The sequence below is a fragment of the Streptomyces sp. NPDC018045 genome, assembly GCF_044327445.1.
Lineage (GTDB): Bacteria > Actinomycetota > Actinomycetes > Streptomycetales > Streptomycetaceae > Streptomyces.
This window is the reverse complement of the sequence record NZ_JBIRFL010000002.1, coordinates 420,156-439,368: the sequence shown is the minus strand read 5'-3', so window position 1 is coordinate 439,368 and position 19,213 is coordinate 420,156. Positions and strand designations below refer to the sequence as shown.

At 70.2% G+C, this 19,213-nt stretch carries 16 protein-coding genes and 1 pseudogene; 13 read left to right on the top strand and 4 right to left on the bottom strand.

Annotation, left to right across the window (positions count from 1 at the left end; genetic code table 11):
- The first annotated feature begins 459 nt into the window (after positions 1-459).
- From ACH4EB_RS05880 to ACH4EB_RS05870, 3 genes are read left to right on the top strand one after another with little or no spacing between them, the layout of a single operon-like run.
- A complete protein-coding gene (locus tag ACH4EB_RS05880) occupies positions 460-1,548 on the top strand; it encodes a hypothetical protein (protein ID WP_398346085.1) in 1,089 nt (362 codons plus the stop codon).
- Complete coding sequence (locus tag ACH4EB_RS05875; RefSeq protein ID WP_398346083.1) at positions 1,478-2,251, top strand: hypothetical protein; 774 nt, start codon at positions 1,478-1,480, stop codon at positions 2,249-2,251. The genes ACH4EB_RS05880 and ACH4EB_RS05875 overlap by 71 nt, the downstream gene beginning before the upstream one ends.
- Entirely contained in the window at positions 2,251-2,565 is a 315-nt protein-coding gene (locus ACH4EB_RS05870) for a hypothetical protein (RefSeq protein ID WP_398346082.1), read from the top strand. The genes ACH4EB_RS05875 and ACH4EB_RS05870 overlap by 1 nt, the downstream gene beginning before the upstream one ends.
- Positions 2,566-2,653: 88 nt before the next feature.
- Here the strand turns inward: ACH4EB_RS05870 and ACH4EB_RS05865 are convergent.
- A pseudogene (locus ACH4EB_RS05865) lies at positions 2,654-2,863 on the bottom strand (hypothetical protein); the annotation flags it as partial.
- Positions 2,864-3,231: 368 nt separating this feature from the next.
- Between ACH4EB_RS05865 and ACH4EB_RS05860 the strand changes: the two are divergent.
- Positions 3,232-3,648, top strand: coding sequence for a nuclear transport factor 2 family protein (locus ACH4EB_RS05860; protein ID WP_398346081.1), 417 nt, complete (start codon positions 3,232-3,234; stop codon positions 3,646-3,648).
- 308 nt (positions 3,649-3,956) lie between these two features.
- Here ACH4EB_RS05860 and ACH4EB_RS05855 read toward each other — a convergent pair whose 3' ends face one another.
- Positions 3,957-4,487 (bottom strand): VOC family protein, encoded by a 531-nt coding sequence (locus tag ACH4EB_RS05855; protein WP_398346080.1) that lies wholly within the window; start codon positions 4,485-4,487, stop codon positions 3,957-3,959.
- An 841-nt stretch (positions 4,488-5,328) separates the two neighbouring features.
- Positions 5,329-5,748: a MarR family winged helix-turn-helix transcriptional regulator gene (locus tag ACH4EB_RS05850; protein ID WP_398346079.1), complete on the bottom strand. Its 420-nt coding sequence runs from the start codon at positions 5,746-5,748 to the stop codon at positions 5,329-5,331.
- 56 nt (positions 5,749-5,804) lie between these two features.
- Between ACH4EB_RS05850 and ACH4EB_RS05845 the strand changes: the two genes are divergently transcribed.
- Positions 5,805-6,329 (top strand): DUF6790 family protein, encoded by a 525-nt coding sequence (locus ACH4EB_RS05845; protein ID WP_398346077.1) that lies wholly within the window; start codon positions 5,805-5,807, stop codon positions 6,327-6,329.
- A gap of 23 nt (positions 6,330-6,352) precedes the next feature.
- Positions 6,353-7,006: a TMEM175 family protein gene (locus ACH4EB_RS05840; RefSeq protein WP_398346076.1), complete on the top strand. Its 654-nt coding sequence runs from the start codon at positions 6,353-6,355 to the stop codon at positions 7,004-7,006.
- A gap of 1,367 nt (positions 7,007-8,373) precedes the next feature.
- Here the strand turns inward: ACH4EB_RS05840 and pepN are convergent.
- On the bottom strand, positions 8,374-10,896 hold the full coding sequence (gene pepN, locus ACH4EB_RS05835; protein ID WP_398346075.1) for an aminopeptidase N: 2,523 nt from the start codon (positions 10,894-10,896) through the stop codon (positions 8,374-8,376).
- 690 nt (positions 10,897-11,586) lie between these two features.
- Here pepN and ACH4EB_RS05830 point away from each other — a divergent pair.
- The 7 genes from ACH4EB_RS05830 to ACH4EB_RS05800 all read left to right on the top strand — a co-directional run bounded on the left by ACH4EB_RS05830 (position 11,587) and on the right by ACH4EB_RS05800 (position 19,198).
- Positions 11,587-12,759 (top strand): acetyl-CoA carboxylase biotin carboxylase subunit family protein, encoded by a 1,173-nt coding sequence (locus ACH4EB_RS05830; RefSeq protein WP_398346074.1) that lies wholly within the window; start codon positions 11,587-11,589, stop codon positions 12,757-12,759.
- A gap of 259 nt (positions 12,760-13,018) precedes the next feature.
- Positions 13,019-14,107, top strand: coding sequence for a ParB N-terminal domain-containing protein (locus tag ACH4EB_RS05825; protein WP_398346073.1), 1,089 nt, complete (start codon positions 13,019-13,021; stop codon positions 14,105-14,107).
- Between the two features lies 1 nt (position 14,108).
- Entirely contained in the window at positions 14,109-14,534 is a 426-nt protein-coding gene (locus ACH4EB_RS05820) for a VOC family protein (RefSeq protein ID WP_398346072.1), read from the top strand.
- Complete coding sequence (locus tag ACH4EB_RS05815) at positions 14,531-15,571, top strand: FAD-dependent oxidoreductase (RefSeq protein ID WP_398346071.1); 1,041 nt, start codon at positions 14,531-14,533, stop codon at positions 15,569-15,571. The genes ACH4EB_RS05820 and ACH4EB_RS05815 overlap by 4 nt, the downstream gene beginning before the upstream one ends.
- 303 nt (positions 15,572-15,874) lie before the next feature.
- Positions 15,875-17,161, top strand: a complete 1,287-nt coding sequence (locus tag ACH4EB_RS05810; protein WP_398346070.1) for a SidA/IucD/PvdA family monooxygenase — start codon at positions 15,875-15,877, stop codon at positions 17,159-17,161.
- Positions 17,162-17,207: 46 nt separating this feature from the next.
- Positions 17,208-17,615, top strand: a complete 408-nt coding sequence (locus tag ACH4EB_RS05805; RefSeq protein ID WP_398346069.1) for a cupin domain-containing protein — start codon at positions 17,208-17,210, stop codon at positions 17,613-17,615.
- On the top strand, positions 17,612-19,198 hold the full coding sequence (locus ACH4EB_RS05800) for a class I tRNA ligase family protein (protein WP_398346068.1): 1,587 nt from the start codon (positions 17,612-17,614) through the stop codon (positions 19,196-19,198). Before ACH4EB_RS05805 ends, ACH4EB_RS05800 begins: the two co-directional genes overlap by 4 nt.
- The last annotated feature ends 15 nt before the right edge of the window (positions 19,199-19,213 follow it).

The window sequence follows — 19,213 nt, the reverse complement described above, 5'->3', positions numbered from 1 at the left end:
CACCAGGCCGGCCTCGGCCGGCGACGGTTCCGCCCTCGTAGTCGTCGCTCATGCGACCAACCCCCACCTCTGCGCGTGCGCCACCGCAATGACGCCCTCGCTCGCCGGCGCAAGACCCCGACGTTCGCCCCAGGGTGACAGACCTCTGTCGGGACGGGCCCGAGATCTCGCCAGAGGCGGTGGGGCTTGCTGCGGGCCTGCCGCTCGGTTCACCGCCGTAGTCGAGCTTGGTGGGTTCCGGCTTCTTCCCTGGGGCTAATTTTTTGTACGGGGCGGAGGCCACCGTTCCCCAAAAGCCCCGAATACGCCTCGTGCGCCCTCGTGGTGCGCCGTCGCGCCGAAGGAGACTCGCTTCCCTGTCGGGCAAGATTCTTTCGAGGACGCCGAAGGGGTGGGGTGGCCGTCAACTAGCTTGGCTTGAGAGGGAACACCTCGTTCCCGGGGGCCAGGGGGATGCACATGGCGAGGGCATTGACGTGGCTGATCACCGGTCTGGTCATCGCGTCCGTGGCAGGCTGGTCACTCATTCAGCTTTTGCGGGGCGGGCAGAACGCGAGCGACACGGCCTCCATCGTGTCGATGGTGCTCACGGCTGCGGGGCTCGCTGTCGCGCTGGCCGGTTGGGAGACGGCCCGGAAGACCCTTCCGCAGGAAGAGGACGCGCTGAAATTCGCTCAGAGCGCTGCCGAAACTCTGGCGAAGAAGATCCTGGACGCCGAAAGAAAGCAATTTCGCGCCCTGGTGGGCAAGGACGAGGAGCAGTTCACTCTCACCTTCACCCGACGCCCTCGTGACGAGTTCTCCGGCACGGGCCCGGCGCGCGGGCAGGTCGTGGGGAGCGGCCCTGCGACAGAGGCCGACCTCCCCGGCATCGCCGCGTACTACCGAGCCTGCTCGAAACCTCGCCTCGTTGTCACCGGCGCCCCCGGCGCGGGAAAGACGGTGCTGTCCGTGCAGTTGGTGCGCGATCTCATCAAATTGCGTGGGCCGGACGAGCCTGTGCCCGTACGGGTGTCGTTGGCCGAATGGGACATGAAGGTCCCGTTCGGAGAACTCTTGATCAGGCATGTGGTCAGAGCCGGGACATCCGAGGAGCGGGCGAGATGGATGGTGGGACACGGGCTCGTACTGCCCGTCCTCGACGGCTTGGACGAGATGGACCCAGGCCGCACCGATACCGACGGCAATCCACTGCACGGGCCGGACGGGCGACAACTGCCGGATTCCGAAGCCCCTCGCGCTCTTGCCGCGTTGCACCTGCTGAGCAACCACGGGGGCGCGGTGTCGGAGTTCCCGCTGGTCCTGCTGTGCCGCACCGCTCACTACGACGCCCTGCCACGGCTGAAGCGTCTGGAGCACGCGGTCGGTGTCGACATCGACCCTCTGGACCACCAGCATGTGGCAGCGCATCTGACCACGGTGTTCAAGGACGAGGAGCGCTGGCAGAGATTCGCCCGAGGCCTGTCCGCGTCCGGCGGTGCTGCGCGAGACCCTCACGACGCCGTGGTGGCTCTTCCTCGTCAAGGCCGTTTATCACCGGCGCGGTGACCCATCGGAGCTCTTCGCCCACTCCATGGTGTCGGCGCTCAAGGACCACCTGCTCTCCCTGTTCATTCCGGCCGTCGTGGACCTGCGCCCGTCGCGGTACCACGCCGAGCGGGTCCGGGCCTGGCTCGCAGTGATCGCCTGCCATCTGAGCGACGGGCCACCCGCTGGGGAACGCCTCGACATCCACCGTCCCCGGCTCTGGCCGATCGCGGGCATCGACCGCGTACGCCACGCGGACGCTGCGGCGGCGGCCCTGGTCTTCCTCGGGCTCGTGCTCCCTTTGCTGCTCGTCAGAGAGAGCCCGCCGCCCTGGCTGTTCGCCGCTGCCGGGCTCGGCGCCGCAATGGTGGCGAGGAACGTCTCGCGGCAGGGGGGCGACTATCCGATGTGCGCGCCCTGGGGACGGGTGTTCTCGGGGACGACGCTGCTCATGGTCCTCGACACCGTGCCCGTGGGGCTCGTACTCGGCGGGCTGGGCGGGGTGGCCGCTCTTCCCGTCGCGTGGCTCGCCGATGCACTGGGCCTTGATTCACTCGTCGCGTTTCTGCCGGCTCTCGCCATGTTCTGGTCGGTCCTCCTGGGCTTGTGGATCGTGCGCGGAACGGGCGCCACCCATACCTTCACCAGCCCGTATCCGCCTGATGTCAACGTGGCCGTGAGGTGGCGCCACATACTGAGGGCGATCTTCTCTACGGGTGCGTGATGCTCGTCGTCGCCGGGCTCGTCATGGCGGTGACCCGATGGGTACTGTCCTTCTCGGACGTGCTGGTGCTCTCCTCTGTGCCGGCCCTCGACGCACTGGCGTTCGGCATGATGGCGGCGGCTCTGCGCTGGGTCGTGGAATTCGGCGGCGGTCGGAGGTACCTGGTGTCCCTCCTATGCCTGCGCGGTCGGCTCCCGTATCGGCTTGGACGGTTCTTGCAGTGGTCGCACGAGGGCGGTTTGCTGCGCACCTCCGGTGGTGCTTACCAGTTCCGGCACCGTGAGTTCCAGCGATGGGTAGCTCACCACACGTAGTCCGGAAGGTCGGTGCGGTTCGGGTAAGGGCTGTCCCACAAAGATCTCCGCGCCGAGCACGGAGCAATCTGAAGAGTTGGTGAGGTGCTCAGCCGGCGGTTCGTGAAGTATCCAGGGAACCGGCGAAGTCGGCGAGCGTGGCGAAGTCGTTCTCCCGTAGGCCGATCCGCGGGGTGACGTGGTGCAGGAGCCCGGGCCCTTGATGGCGGGCGGTCACGTACGTCAGATCCAGCTCACTCTGCTCGTCGTCCGCCCAGGCGAAAGGATGGCCAGTGGCGTGGCCCACCAGCGGCCCGGTGACGCGTGCGGTCCGGCGCGGGCTCGCCCGAGGCCGTCGGCGAGGAGGCGGCGGTCTCGGTCGGCGGGGGGAGGCGGTATGGGGCGGGCGACGCCGGGGGGCGGTGAGTGTGACCTTATCCGGCGACCCCGGCTCAGCGGTGATCTTGACGGGGGCGCTGTCCAGTCGGCAACAACCTGCTCCGGACGGCGGATCACTGAAACGGCGCACCCTTTCCGCTCTGTACTCGGGCCCGGCCGCGGCGACCGGCCCTCACTGCGGCCGTCCGGCGGGTGCACGAGCCTTGAATACTCGCCGATGTCCTGTTGGGTGACGCAGAGCAGGGCTGACAGGGGGCCGCAGACTGCGGCTCCGGTTAGGATCGGACGGTGGGCGACAACGCTGGCACACCCCCGAAGGGCCCAGAGGACGACGCGGTGCGCGCTCAGCTCGTCTCTGTCTCAGAGGACTGGGCGGCTGCGATTGTCTCCAACGACGCCGCGCGGATCGGCCGCTTCACGGCCGACGAGTGGGTGATCGTCTCCACGTCGGGCGTCGCCTCCAGGGAAGACTTTCTCGCGATCGTCGAGTCCGGGGAACTGACTCACTCGGCCATGAATATCGTGAACCAGGCCAGGGTCCGGGTGTACGGCGATACCGCGGTTTTCACCGCGCGAGTGACGAACACGGCCCACTATCGGGGACAGCGCTTTGACGCTGATGAGTGGACGACTGATGTGTTCGTGAGGCGGGACGGCCGCTGGCTGTGCGTGCTGAGCCACATCACAGCGGCGGCCCCTGACTGAATTCGCCCTGTCGCCGGGAGGGGCCCTGGGCTGGGGCCGGCGTCAGACTGCTGTAGCGAGGAGAGGGGGACTCCGGCGGATGCCCACCTCGCTGTGAGTGCGGGCACGCTCGCGCCGTAGCGGCCCAGGATACGACTCGGCCGGGTTGCCCCGGAAGGTACTGGCCGGAGGCCGGCTCAGCTCGGTCTCGTTCTGCCGCGTCCACTGTATGACCACGTCCACGTCGAAGCGCAGACGATGCCGGGCCCGGCAATCCGGCGCGTTCTTCGCCGCTCGTTCAGATCTTCGCTTCGGTCCGGCGGCAAGGGTCAGCGCCAGCGGTTGTTGCTGGTGTGATCGCCGGCGAGCCAGCGGGCGAGGTCGGCGTGTGCTGTGGTGCGCCGTTCGGCGTCGATCTTCTCCACGTCGGGGTGGTCGACAGCGAACTCCAGTATCAGCCCGTTGGGGTCCGTGATGTACAGCGAGACGCAGAACCCGTGGTCGATCACGTGGGCGTCCGCCTCCGCATAACCGGCCGCGGTGATGCGCCCGCGTATGGCTTCCTGGGTCTCTGCCTCGACCTTGAAGGCGATGTGGCGCAAGGGGGTGGAAGTGATGTCGGTCTTGAACTCCTCCTGGTCCTTGGGGTTGGCGAACTGGAAGAAGGCGAGCGCGCTGCCGTCGGCCAGGCCGTAGAGGACGTGACTGTAGACGCGCTCGGCCCCGGACAGCACCTCGCGCTCGGTCCACGTGGCCACCAGGGGCAGGCCGATCACGTCCTCGTAGAAGCGCCGGTTGGCTTCCTGATCGTCGGTGATCCAGGCGTGGTGGTGGAGGCGGAGCGGCAGGGTCTGGTTCATTTCGGATCATCTCCGTTGGCCGGGTGGGGTGTTGGTCGGGTACCCGGGTGGTCGCCGACGCTCCGACCAGCATGCCGCTCGATTCGGTTTAACGTTAAATCAAATCGGGCCATTCTTCGCCTGCCAGGGCGCGGCCGACCCGCCGGTCGCCCCGCGAGAGCGGAATCGGGTGACTGGCGCCGACCGGGGCGACAACCCCGGAGGTCCGCCCCTGCCAGGACAGGCCGCCTGCCCGGCATGAGTAGAGCCGCCCCAGAACGCGGAGGGCTCCGACTTGGCGCGACGCGGCACTCTTCCGCCTCCCGGTTTCCGCAGGCCGGCCACTGAATGGCCGACGTTGACCCGGCGTGCGGACGATGGCGAGAAAAACTTGAACGGTAAACGGCTTGGGGCGCCATCCCGGCCGGAGGGCCCGCGACCGCCCGGCGGCCGGGCCCGGTGCGCCGCATCGAATCCGGCCGCCCGCCCCGTTCGCGGATGCTGCGGACGACCTCCGCGCCGCGCCCGGCCTCGCGACCGGTCACCACGACTCGCACGCCAGCGCCTCAGCGATCGCCCGTCCGATGCCACCGGCGACGAGCACCCCGGCCGGCCCATCTCCGATCCCCAGCCGACGACGCCACGCTCGACAAGCGCCTGCCCCCCCACGCCCGCTCGCCAAGCCGTTCACACGCTCATTCCCAATTGATCAGTTAGTCGGCGAGGGGCGTGCGCCGGTCAGATGGCCAGGGCCTGCCCAATGGGTCAGGCGGGGCGACTGGGCCGGCGCTGCGCCCGTGGTGCGCGTGCCGAGCGCCGCGGGGCCCCGGCAGGACCCACCAGACAGCCCCTGGAAGCGCACTCAGTCGGACGCAAGAAGCTCGGCCAGTCGGAGGGTGTCCTCGAAGTAGCGTTCGTAGGGAAAGCCGGCCGCGACGAGCGCGGCTCGGAACTCGTCGTCGAGCGGCTTTCCTGTGGCGTGGAAGGCTTTCCGGCCGGCCTCGGTGAGGCGGACCAGTCGCCGTCGCGCGTGTTCGGGGTCGACGGTGACCTGCACCAGGCCGTCCGCTTTGAGTGATTGCAGTGCCCGGCTGATCGCCGGGTCGGACACCGACAGTGCCTGCGCGAGCCGATGCTGCGTCGTCGGCTCGATGTCCTCCAGTGTGCCCAGGAGCCGTATCTGGCTGTAGGTCAAGCCGTCGGGGTCATCGGTGCGCCGCCGGGCCGCCTCGCCCAGCAGCATGACCACGCGGTGCAGCAGGTCTGCGAGTCCGTCATCCACAGCGCCACTATACCCGACCATTGACTGGTTAATATTAACCGGGTAAGAATGAGGTCATGGACACCTTCTCCTACCTCGCACAGTCCGCCTTCCCGCTGGTCTGGATTCTGGTGCCGGCCGTCGGAGCCTTCGTGCGCACCCGCCACATCCAGTCGCGCCGGCAGGCGCTGGAAACCTGGCAACGCTGGTGGGCCATCGGCGCCTTCGGCTGCGGCAGCCTGTGGATGACGGTCGCGTTCCTCGCCTTCCCGGACGTCATGGCCACGGCGATCGGCTTCGACCGGACGCCCTTCATGTTCGAGATCGCCTTCGCCAACCTCGGGCTGGCCGTCCTGGGCTTCCGAGCCGCCTCGGCATCCGCGCGCGAGCGCATCACCATCGGGCTCGGCGGCGGGATGTTCCTCTGGGGAGCCGTGGTCGGCCACCTCTACCAGTGGTTCGCCAACGGTGACCACGCCCCCGGCAACACCGGCGGAGTCCTCGTCAACGACCTCCTGATCCCGGCGGTCATGATCATCCTGGCCATACGGTCCCGCCGGCTGGAGGCCCCGTCCCGGCCGACCGCGCAATGCGCCGCCTGACGCCGCGGAAACCGGTCCTCACCATGACAACTCATGGCAGCCACACACCCGGCGCCGAGACCGAAGAGGTACGAGCGGTCGCCGCCGAGCGGCTCACCGCGTTCGTGGACGCGGCGATCGCGATCGCACTCACCCTGCTGGCGCTGGATCTCCCCATACCCGCCGGCGACACCACCGACGCCATGCTGAGTTCGGTGTCGGACCACGGCAAGGAGTACCTGGCCTTCGCGCTCAGCTTTGTGGTGATCGCCGCCCATTGGCGGGCCCACCACGAGATCTTCCGCTATGTCCGCTCGTTGAGCAGCCGCCTGACCAGCCTCACCCTGGCGTGGCTGTTCATGCAGGTCCTGATGCCGTTCGCGACCCGAGTGATCACCGCCGACGGCGCCTTCCCGCCCCGGTTCAGCCTGTACGCGATCGTGCAGGTCCTGGCCTCGGCGTCGTTCGCGCTGATCATCCGGGAGATCCGACGCGAACATCTGGGCCGCACCGACGTCCCGCCCCGGATGTTCGCCCGGAGCCGGGTGCGCAGCATCTGCTTGGCCGCAGTGTTCGGGGTGTCCGTCCCCGTCTCGTTCCTGACCACCACCACCGGCGCGTACCTGTGCTGGCTCGCGACGCCGATCGTGCTCGCCGTCGCCCACCGCATCCAGGGCCGCGCGCCGTCCGGTGACTGATCGGGACGCAGGATGCTGGTCGTTCTCGACAACGCCCGCAGTTCCGCGCAGACACGACCGCTGCTGCCTGGCGGGCCGGGCAGCGGCACCGTGGTCACAAGCCGTGACCGTCTCGGCGGGCTCGTCGCCTCCGATGCGGCCCGGTCCTGACCGAGCAGCACAAAACCACCGAGACCGCCACTCTCGCTCTCCGGCACTCACCAAGCATTTCCTCTACACCGGCGCCGCCCACGAGGCAGCCGACTGCGCTGTGCGCGGCCTCTAGCTCACTGCCTCATTTCTCTCAGCAGCCCGGCGCGTGATGCCGCGCGCTCTCTACGGCGAAGTGCTCGCCGCAACAGACCGCAGGGACGACGGCCTACGACACCTGCGCTACGCACTGCGCGATGCCCGTCAGCACGGGTACGGAGAGGGGGAGGCCGCGCCGCAACTCGTGCTCACGCCACTAACGGGGCAGCACTAGCGAATCGTCAGCGGGCTCTTGGGAGGCGAATGGAAGGCTGCCGAGCACAAGCCCACCGCAGGCCCCGGACTGCGCGGGCAACGGCGCCATACACGCCTGGCGGAACGGAACCCTCACGTGATCAAGAAGAGATATGCCCTGCTCAGCGGTGTCCTTGCCGCCGTCTGCACTGCGGTTCCGGCCACGCCCGCCCAGGCGGCCACGCACGCTACGGCCTTCAGGAATGCGAAGACCGGCCTGTGCGTGCCTTGACGGAGACACCAAAGGCAACACCTACACGCATTCGTGCGGTTGGAACAGCCCCTGTCAAACCTGGAACGTCATCTCATTCGACGTCGCCGGCAATCATCGCTTGGTCAACGCCAAGACCGGTCTGGGTCTCACGGGAACAGGGCCGGGGGGAAATGTGGTCCATGGCGCCCCTGCAAAGCAGAGAGCCACTCGCAGCGATGGCAGCAGTGGTACATCAAGAGAACCTGAGCGCACTCGTCAACTATCAGAACGCATACGCGCTGGACTCCGATGCGGGCGTGGGGCGGCGGCCCTCGTGCGCACAGCAACCACAGCATCGGTTGGGGGGCGGAGGCCGGCCGCCCCGGGACGCCGCCGAGGTTCCCGGGAGAAAGGGCCTTGCGGTAGATCGTCCAGCCCTTGGCGATGTCCTTGGTGTACGCCGATGTCCTGGGTGTACACCTGGAGGTCCCCGGACCAGGTGTAGGTCAGCATGCCCGAGAGTCACGGAGAATTCCCCGGTGCACCACTGAATGGCACGTTTGGGGTGGAACATGCCATGGGTCCCCGGAACTCTCTCACAGGTGTTTCGCCGATGGACCCGGAGCCCGCCCCCTTTGAACCCACGTGGGGTGGTGCGGGAAGACGGCTCCGGGTCCGGGGTTGTCGGGGGTCAGGCCGGCTGGGCCGCGCGGCGTACCTTCGTGGCGCAGGACAGGTCGTACGTCAGGTCGTTGACGGCCCGGCGCAGGGAGGCGGGCAGGCCGGGGCGGGCCAGGAGTCGTTCGGCGGCGGCGAGGGTCTGCGGTGTCGCCGCGTGCTTGGGGTAGAGGTGCTTGATCAGCAGGTCCAGGGTCAGGTCGCCGTAGTGGTCGGCGGCGGTGGGCAGTTCGGTGAAGAAGCGCTCGACGTAATCCGCGGTCAGGTCGGCCTGTTCCGGGTGCCAGAAGCCGTCCGCCAGGGCGAGCAGCTCGTAGTTGGAGATCTCTTCGGAGGAGAACAGCCGCTGCCAGGCGGCCTCCTTCGCGGCCGGATCGGGCTGCGCCGCACGGCACTTGGCCGCGCCTTCGTCCGCCCCGGACCCGACGTCGGCGGTGTGCGCCGCCGCCAGCTCGCGCGGCGTCAGGTCGCCGAGGACGGTGCGCCGCAGCCGGATGCGCCAGCCCAGGTCGCTGCTGAGGTGCAGGCCGGCCGGGAGGGGTGTGGCCGGGGCCTGGGGGCCGGTGCCGAGCCAGCGGCGCAGTTCGGCGGTGTCGTCGGTGAAGTCGATGAGCGCGCGGAAGAGCGTCAGCGCGGTCTGGTCCCCGGGGTCGGTGCGGGCGAGCCGTTCGCGGAGCGCGGCGGCGATGTGCGCGAGCGCGGCCGGCCGGCGGGCGGGCTCCAGGAAGCGGTCGGCGACGTCGAAGCGGGCCTGCTCCAGCACCTCGGTCAGGATGGGCAGTTCCGGTTCCACGGCCACCATCCCGGCGACCAGCGAGAGGTGTGCCGCTGCCGGGTAGGCGCCGTCCTGTACGGCCAGCAGCAGCGAGGCCCAGACCATGGCCCGGTTGATCGGCGCCAGGGCCGGGAGCAGGGCGGGCAGGGCGGCGAGCGAGCGCTCGTCCAGGCGGATCTTGGCGTAGGTGAGGTCGCCGTCGTTGAGCAGGGCCAGTTCGGGAGCGGGCAGGCCGACCAGGTCCGGTACCCCGGTGCGGTCGCCGTCGATGGCGGCGCGTACCAGGGCGGTCCGGCCCTCGGAGGTGTAGAGGCCGATGTCGAGGGTATGGGGGCGCAGTACCGGATGGCTGTCGGGTGCGCTCTGGTGGACGGTGGCCGAGGTGATCGTGCCGGCTTCCGTGGTGAGTTCCAGGCGCAGGGTGTTGACGTTGGCCGAGGTGAGCCAGGCGTCGGACCACCGGTCGAGGTCGAGTCCGGCCCCCTCCCCCAGGGCGGAGCCCAGGGCGTCGAGGAAGTCCCGGTACGTGGCGGTCGAGTAGGCGTGGCGCTCGATGTACGTACGCAGCCCGGCGCGCAGCGCCTCGTCGCCTATGACGGCGGTGAGCTGGCGGAGCGCGGAGTGGCCCTTGAAGTAGGAGATGCGGTCCAGGTCGAGCAGGGCGGAGGCGACGTCCTTGGCCTGGAGGCTGACCGGGTGTGTGGACGGGCGCTGGTCGGCCGCGTACGCCTGGCCCTTGCGGCGGGCGGCGAACGTGGTCGGCGGGCCGGTGAAGCGGGTGACCTCGCTGGTGACGCGGTGGGCCAGGTAATCGGCGAAGGTCTGTCCGAGCCACAGGTCGTCCCACCAGGCGCTGGTGACGAGTCCGGCCATCCACATCAGGGAGATGCCGTGCGCGAGGACGACGGCCCGGGTCTCGCGCTCGCTGTCCGTGGCCCCGGAGCTGAAGACGTAGCTCTCGCGCAGCAGCACCAGGCCGGGGTGGTCCAGGGAGAGGACGCTGAACTCGGGGGCGAAGAGCTGGTCGAACGCGGGGAGGGGGTAGGGGGTGCCGAAGAGCCGGTGGCCCTCGTCCAGGCACTGGCGGGTGACCTCGAAGAGTTCGCCGAGGTCGCCCTTCAGGGCGTCGGCGAGGGAGGCCCGGCAGTGCAGACCGAGCCGGGTGCCGCCGTGCCGCGCGTGGTAGGAGGCGTACGGTCCGGCGGCCACCGTGGTCAGGTAGGTCGCCTGTGGCGCGGTCGGTCCGGTGCGCCAGTGGCCGGGGTCGATCTCGGTGGCCTCGCCGGTCGCCAGCACCCGCCAGTGGGCGGGGACGGTGAGGTCGAAGGTGAACGGTGCCTTGAGGTCCGGCTGGTCGAAGCAGGCGAAGATGCGCGGCGCCTGGTCGACGTAGGGGAATCCGTAGACGTAGACCTCGCCGTCGGCGGGGTCGGTGTAGCGGTGCAGGCCCTCGTTGCTCCGGGAGTAGCGCATGTCGGCGGTGACGATCAGTTCGTTGTCGGCGGCGAGGCCGCTGAGGGGGAGCCGGCCGTCGGCGAGCCGACCGGGGTCCAGCGCGGTGCCGTTGAGGACGGCGGAACGCAGGGCCGACGGCCTCAGGTCGACGAAGGTCGCCGTGCCCGGCTGCTCTGACCGGAACCGGATGGTGGTGACGGAGCGGAACGTCTCCTTTCCACCGGTGAGGTCGAGGGCCACGTGATACGAGTCCACGGCGACCGCGGCGGCGCGGTCGGTCGCCTCGTCCTTGGTGAGACTGGGCATGTTCCACCTCTTTCAGCGGCCCACCCGCTGCGCAATCACTTCGGCGGGCGTTCGGCGACGGCTTTGGGGCCCGGGGCGGGGCAGTGGCGTGAGCCATTCGCTGGAGTAGGGCTCCGGAAGGCCCCGGGCAGGGCGTGCAGAATTATTGGGTGACGGTCCGTTCACGTCAAAGCAGCAGCTCCCGCGCATGCCGGACTTAAACATTCCACTTCTGCGAGGTAATTCCGCCGAGTCCGCCGTGAAGTTTCGGACGGGCCCGGACATACGTCGCTCTCCGTGGCTCTGTTCGAGCGCGGACTTTCTTCAGTTGTACGTTGAAAGACCCGTCTCCCGGGGCGCTTCCGCCGGCCCACGGGGCTGGGCGGGACGCCACTGAGCAGGCACGGAGAGGAGCGGCGGGGAGCGGAGGGGGTGATTCCACAAGTCCGCGCAGCGTGTGCTCAAGAGTGTCTTTTCGCCACTTCCGTCACACCAGTCACTTCCGTCACTCCCTCGACATGCCCTCAAGCCCTGGGTAGTCTCAAACACTGCGTTCTGAGTCACAAATTCGGTGGTCCCGGTCGCCGGACGGGTGGGCGGCAGGAAAGTCGTGAAGGAGAAGTCTGGGACGTGGGAATTTCCGAGGATCAGGAAACAGGTTTACCGCTGCTCCTTCTCGTTGGATCGGGAATGCAGCCGTATCGCGAGTATTTGCTCCGCTCCATCAGCAAGGAATTCCGCATTCACCTATTTCACGAGGCACAGCCGACTTGGGAAGACGCTTACCTCGACGGCTGGACCGTGTTGGAGAACACCTGCGACGGTTCCGCGATGGCGGCGGCGGCAAAAGAACTGAACGCCACCACCGCCATAGGCGGAGTGCTCTGCTGGGACGAGACCCGCATTCACGCCACCGCTTACGTGGCCCAAGCCCTCGGCCTGCCCAACGGTGACCCCGCGGTCATCTGGCGGCTGCGCGACAAGGCGCAGACCCGGGCGGCGCTGGACGCCGCGGGAGTGCCGCAGCCGCGCTCCGTCCCCGTCGCCACCCCTGAGCAGGCCCTGGAGGCCGCCGGGCGGCTGGGCTACCCCGTCGTCCTCAAACCCAGAGGGCTCGGCGCCAGCCTCGGCGTCATCAAGGTGGACGGCCCCGCCGCGCTGCGCGCCGGTTTCGGTTTCACCAGCTCCATCGCACTGCCCGAAGGGGTGGTGTACAACTCCCCTGAGCCGTACCTCGTGGAGGAGTGCGTGAGCGGCGAGGAGATCAGCGTCGACGCGGTCGTGCACGCGGGCGAGGTGACCCCCGTCTTCATCGGCCGCAAGGTTGTCGGATACCCGCCGTACGCCGAGGAGATCGGCCACTTCGTCGACGCGGCGGACCCGCTGCTGACGGACCCGGAGCTGTGCCGGGTGCTGGCCGAGGCGCACGCCGCCCTGGGCTTCACCGACGGCTGGACGCACACCGAGTTCATGCTCACCGCCACCGGCCCGCAGCTCATCGAGGTCAACGGCCGGCTCGGCGGCGACCTCATCCCCTGCCTCGGCCACCTGGCCACCGGCATCGACCCCGGCCTCGCGGCCGCCTCCGCGGCGTGCGGCCTGCGCCCGGACCTGCGGCCGACCCGCCGGCAGGTCACCGCCGTCCGCTTCTTCTACGTGGACCACGACGACACCACCCTGGGCGAGGTCGCCTTCCGGGGCGAACTCCCCCCGACCGTCGACCAAGCCGTGGTGGTGGCCCGGCCGGGTGCTGTGGTCTCCCCGCCCCCCAAGGGCACGGTCTGGGGACGCATCGCCTACGTGACGGTCGCCGCGGCCACCCGGGCCGACGCTCTCGCCTCGCTGGACGCGGCGGAGGCGGCCCTGGTCGTCCCTACAGGCTGACGGCGCTCACCGGCCCTTTCCGCGCACTCGCGCAGTGCGCGGCCAAGGGTTCGGGCCCCTCGCGGCGGCGGTGGGAAGCGTCCTTGCGCGACCGGTCCCGAGTGGCACCGATCACGGGCACCTGCCATCCCACTCCGCCGGTCTGCCGCGGTCGCATTTCGGCAGAAGCACTCAGATGTACACGCGGAGCTGTAGGACAAAGGTCTTTTCGCCGCAACCACCACGCGGGAGAGCGCAAATGGGTCAGAAGCAAAGAGTCTTGATATCGGCGATACTCCCCGGAGAATCGCCCCGATTCGTCCAGCAGGACGAAGCGCACATCAGGCGCCTCGCCGAAACCGACAGCGAACTGCCCCCGATCCTCGTACACCGGCGCACCATGCGGGTCATCGACGGCACCCACCGGCTGCGGGCGGCACTGCTGCAACAGCGGAAGCACATCGACGTCGAGTTCTTCGACGGGACCGAGGCGGAAGCCTATGTGGTGGGCATCCAGGCCAACACCGCGCACGGCCTGCCGCTCTCCCTGGCCGAGCGCAAGGCGGCCGCCGAACGCGTCATCCAGCTCCAGCCCGAACAGTCGGACCGGGCGATCGCCCGCATCACGGGACTGTCCGCGAAGACCGTAGGCGCCCTGCGGCGGCGTTCGAGTGAAGAGAACCCGCAGTTGAGCGCCCGGCTCGGCAGGGACGGCCGTATCCGGCCGCTGAGCTTCGAGGAAGGCCGCCGCCGGGCGCTGGCCGTCATCAAGGAGCGGCCGGGCGCCTCCGTACGGGAGATCGCCCGCGAGGCCGGGGTGTCCGTCGGTACGGCGCACAGCCTGCGCGTACAGGTTGAGCGGGGCCGACGGGCGGCGCCGGCGGGCGGCCCGGACAAAGGGTGCCGCGTCGACGCCTGCGCCGACGGCATCCGCCCGGTCGAGGCCCAGGTCAAGAAGGGGCCACCGCGGAACATGGCGCAGGTGGCGCTCCCCTTGGACAACCAGCGCCCGATGGACGTGACGTCCCGGATGCCCGGGCCGGCCGGCGGGACCGGGGGCACAGGGCAGCAGACGCGGCCCCCGGAGACCGCCCGCGGGTCCGCGGCCGCGTACGGCGGCTCGGTCTACGTCCGGCTGGAGAGCATCCAGCGCGATCCCTCGCTGCGGTTCTCCGAGCGGGGCAGGGCCATGCTGATGTGGCTGCGGCGCTGCCTGGTCACGGCGAACGAGGCGGAACTCGAACTCGGCGACCTGCCACAGCACCTCCTGCCGACCGTGGCCGGTCTCGCCAAGGAATGCGCCGACGAATGGCAGCGGCTCGCCATCGAGCTGAACAGCCGTACCCGGCAGCTCGACTCCAGGAGCTGAAGTGATCATCCGATTGGACCATGTGGGAGTGGCGACGGACGATCCGGTGGCGGCGGGGCGGCTGCTGTCCGACCTCGGGCTGGCCAAGTCCGACGCGGGTACGGCCGAGGCGTACGGCGTGAGCTGTGACTTCTGGGCGCCCGGCGGCGACGGGGCCGCGGTGGAGCTGGTGGCGCCGCTGTGCGCCACCGCCGCGGTCCAGGGCCACCTCGACCGCCACGGCCCGGGGCCGTACCACATCGCCTTCGAGGTCGACGACGTACAAAGCGAGTTGGACCGGCTGCGGGCGGCGGGTCTGGTGCCGGTCGACACGGAGCCGAAGGACGGCGCGCGGCCGGGCATGCGGGTCGCGTTCGTGTACGCCAGGCGGCCCGCCGGCCTGCTCATCGAGCTGGTGCAGTACGACCGGGCGGAGCGGCCGGCATGAGGGCCGCGGTCGTCGGCGGCGGCCTGGCCGGGGCCGCCCTCGGCTGGCGGCTGGCGCAGCGCGGCGCGGCGGTGACGGTGTTCGTCGCGGGAGCGGGCCGGTGGCGGGACGCGACCGGCGCCTCCGGCGGGCTGGTCCGCGGGTTCGACACCGATCCGGACGCCGCCCGCCTCGCCGCCGAGAGCCTGGCCGAGCTGCGCGGCGACCCGCGGCTGCGGGACTGGGCAGGGTACCAGGAGGGCACCTCGACCTACCTGCTGCCGCCCGGCGCGGACGTGGCCGGCGCCCGCCGTACGCTGCGGACCGTGCACACGCTGCTGCCCGGTTCGGCCGAACTGCGGCCGGCGGCCGGCCTCGCCCCCTTCCGCGGCCTGCCCGAGGGCACCTGGTGCGTACGCGAACGGCACGCCGGCCATGTCTCACCCGGGCGGCTGCGCGACAGCCTGCTGAGAGCCGTCGCCGACCTGGGCGGCACGCTGCGCTGTGAACCCGTCCTCGGTGTCCTGGCCGGCCCGGCCCTGCGCCTCGGGCTGGGTGCCGAGCGCGGTTACGACGCGGTGGTCCTCGCCACCGGCCCGTGGACGCCGCACCTCCTCGACCGGTGGGGACTGCCCGGCCAGGGACTGAGTACCCGCCAGATCCAGTACACCCTGGGCCGGTCGGTGCCACGGGGGCTCGGCGCCTTCGTCGACGAGACCTCCGGTCTGTACGGGCGGCCGGTCGGCACCGGCCAGTTGCTGCTGGGGCTGCCCACCTCCCGCTGGGGGGTGGGGCCGGACGAGGTGACCCGCGACCCGGCACTGGCCCGGCAGGTCGCCGAGTGCGCCGGCCGGCGGCTCGGCCTGACGTCCTGGCCCGGCCCCGGAGCGCGCACCGTGGCCTCGCTCGACTGCTACGCGGTCGGCGGGCACGGGGGCCTGGCGCTCCGCGGCCTGCCGGACAGCGCGCTGTACACCTTCGCCGGAGGGGGCGGAGGAGCCGCGAAGACGGCCCTGGCCGCCGGCCGGCTGGCGGCCCGCGCTCTGTGCCCCGCCTGACCTGACGTACGGCGGCCCTTCTGCCGCTGCGCCGCCGCCCCTTCGCCGCACCAAACGCCCCCTTCCACGCTGCCCTGTCGTCGCCGTTGCCCGCGGCTTCCTCCGCTCTGTCGCCGCCGTTTCCCGCGCCTTCCTCCGCCGTTACCGGCTTTTTTCGCGCCCTTTTCTCCGCGCCCCGAGAAAAAAGCACGTGAACGCGGAATAGATTCTCCAGGGCCTCTCGATTCCCCATTCATCGCGCTAGGCTTCCTTTCCGTGAGCCAGCGCGCACTCCAACCCGTTTGCCCGTGATAGGAGAAAGCCTTGACGGAACATGACGTAGAAGTTCTGGCCGTGGGCGCAGGACCGGCGAATCTGGCCCTCGCGGTGGCGATGGAGGAGCGCAGCGGGAGCGATCTCGCGAAGAATACGCTCCTGGTGGAGGAACACGCCGACGTGGCCTGGCAGCGCGGCATGCTGCTGCCCTGGACGCAGAGTCAGGTTTCCTTTCTCAAGGACCTGGTGACGCTCCGCAACCCGCGCAGCAAGTTCTCTTTCGTCAATTACCTGCATACGGTCGGCAGGCTCGACGAATTCATCAACCTCGGGACGTTCACCCCCTACCGCCAGGAGATATCGAACTATCTGCGGTGGGTCGCCGGCTCGCTGTCCGACGTACGCGTCGAGTACGGCAGGCGCGCGGTGGGGATCGCGCCGACCCGCAACGCCGCCGGCCGGGTCGACGGCTGGCGAACGAGCTTCGCGGACGGCACCGCGATCACCTCCCGCAACCTGTCGATCGGCGCCGGGCGGGACCCGCGCATCCCGGTCGAGCTCCAGGACCTGCCGGCCGACCGGCTCATCCACAGCGCCGAGTTCACCGAGAAGATCGCCAAGGTCGACGCCGCCACCACCCGTCACATCGTCGTCGTCGGCGGGGCGCAGAGCGCCGCCGAACTGGTGTGGGCCGCACACCAGGGCTTCCCCGAGGCCCGTACCACGATGGTGATGCGCTCGATCGGCCTGAAGAACTACGAGTCGTCGAGGTTCACCAACGAGATCTTCTACTCGTCGTTCATCAACGACTTCCACGCCGCCCCCGAGGAGGCCCGGCGCCAGCTCCTCCAGGAAATGCACCTGAGCAATTACGGCGGCCTCGCCCCCGGCATGCTCGAAACCCTCTACCGCCAGCGGTACCTGGAACGGCTGAACGGCGAGGAGCGGCTGTTCCTCACCACGATGACCGATATCACCGGCTCCCGGACGGACGGCGACGACATCGTGCTGTCGCTCAAGGACCGGCGTACCGGACTGTCCAGCGAGCTGCGCTGCGAAGTGATTCTGCTGGGCACCGGATTCAACAGCACGATGCCGGGACTCATTCAGGGGCTGACGGATTCCCTGGCCCTTGAGGCCGCCGTCGTCGACCGGGGATACCGTCTGCGCGTGCCGGACTGTGACGGCGCCGCCTGCTATTTGCAGGGGGTCAACGAGGCCACCCATGGAATCGCCGACTCGCTGCTGAGCGTCCTCGCCAGCCGGGCCCAGGACATCGTCGACGGACTGCTGGCGGAGCGGGCCGGCGACCGGCTGCTCGCCGAGGTCGGCTGAGCCTTTCCCCGCACCGCAGACACCGAGTGGAGAAAAGACTGTGCCGATGGAGATACGCTCGCTCGAACGTGGCGAGCTGAAGCAGGACAACCAACTGCGCGCCCAGCGGCTGATGCCCTGGCCGCTGCTGAACGCCCCCTTCGAGGGTTCGTGGTGCGTGGCCGCCCCCGGCGTCTCGTCGGGCGCCCACGGCCACCACGAGTACGAGATCTGGATCGCGGTCAGCGGCGCCGCCGAGATCCTCACCGAGGGACGGCGCGTCCCGTTCGCCGCCGGCGACATCATCCACTTCGTCCCGGGGACCGAGCACCAGCTCGTCAACGACTCGGACGAGGACTTCGAGATGTACGCGCTGTGGTGGGACTCCGACATGACGGAACGCTTCGCCGCACGCCACCGGGCCACCTCCGGTGACACGGGCGCGGCCGCCACGACCGCGGGGCCGCGGTCATGAGCGCCCCCGACCGCCCGGTGATCATCATCGCGGCCACCCCCACCCCCAACGGCGACCTGCACGTCGGGCACATGGCCGGGCCGTACCTCGCCGCCGACATCTACGCCCGCCAGTTGCGCGCGGCCGGGGTCCGGGCGACGTACACCACGGTGACCGACAACAGCCAGAGCTACGTGGTGAGCACGGCGGCCCGCCAGGGCCTGTCGCCCCAGCAGCTCTGCGACCGGTCGACGACCGCGATCGAGCAGTCCCTCACCGCGCTCGGCATCGAGCTGACCGCCCCCGCCGGGCGGGTGCTGCCGCCGGTCGACGACCACTACCGCGCCGCGGTCACCTCCTTCGTGCGGGCCCTGCGCGACGCGGGCAAGCTCCGGGCCCGTACGGTCCGGCTGCCGTACGCGCAACAGAGCGGACGGTACCTCTACGACGGCCTGCTCACCGGCCGCTGCCCCGTCTGCGACGCGTCCAGCGGCGGCGGCGCCTGCGAGGACTGCGGCCACCCCAACAACTTCGACGAGCTGCTCGACCCGCGCTACGCCCTCGACCCGGACGAGCCGGTGACCTTCCGCGAGGAGCGCCTCCTGGTCCTGCCGATGGAGGAGTACCGCGCGGAGCTGACCGCGCACCTCGACTCCGTCGCCGGGCGCTGGCGCCCGCACCCGCTGCGCCTGGCCCGCGAGTTGCTGGCGCGCCCGCTGCCGGACATCCCGGTGACCTTCCCCGGCACCTGGGGCGTGCCGGCGCCCTTCGAGGACTTCGCCGGGCAGATCGTCTACCCGTGGGCGGAGGCCATGCCGGCGTCGATGTACGCCACGTGGTGGGCGCACGGCGGCCCCGCGGACCTGCCGTACGACGCGTTCTGGAAGGCCGGGCGCGACGCGGAGCTGGTCTACTTCCACGGCTTCGACAACGTCTACCACTGGGCCGTGATGGACCTGGTGCTGCTGCTCGCGCACGGCGACCGCTACGTGCGGCCGAGCGCCGGGGTGTGCAACGAGTTCTACGAGCTGGAGCACGCCAAGTTCTCCACCAGCCGCAACCACCTGATCAGGGCGGGCGACCTGGTCGCCGACGTCCCCCGGGACATCGCCCGCTACTACCTGGCGCTGACCGCGCCGGAGCGGGCCCGCACCAACTTCGACCCGGCCGAACTGGCCGCCCGTCCACTGGCCGGTCCGTGGAACGAGCTGGCCGGGGTCGTCGACGCGTCGCTGGCCGGCCGCGACTTCCAGGAGCCGCTGCCCGTCACGGACGCGGGGCGCCGCGCCGACGCGGACTTCGCCGGACGGCTGCGCGCCTGTTTCACGCTGGAGACCTTCAGCCTCGCCCGCGCGGCCCGGCTGATCGCCGAGCGGACCGCCGAACTGCGCGACAGAGCCGCCGAGTTCGCCACTCCGGGCGACTTCCTGCTGGCGGTGCGCACCCTGCTGGCCTGGTCCGCGCCGATCCTCGTGGACGTGGGCCGGCAGGCCGCCGAGCAGGGCGTCGACCTCGGCCTGTCCGGTGCCCGTACCGCGGTGGTGGAGAAGATCACGCCGTTCCGGCTGCCCCGGCTGCCCGAGCGCGCCCGCACCGACGTCTGACGCCGCAGCGCGTCC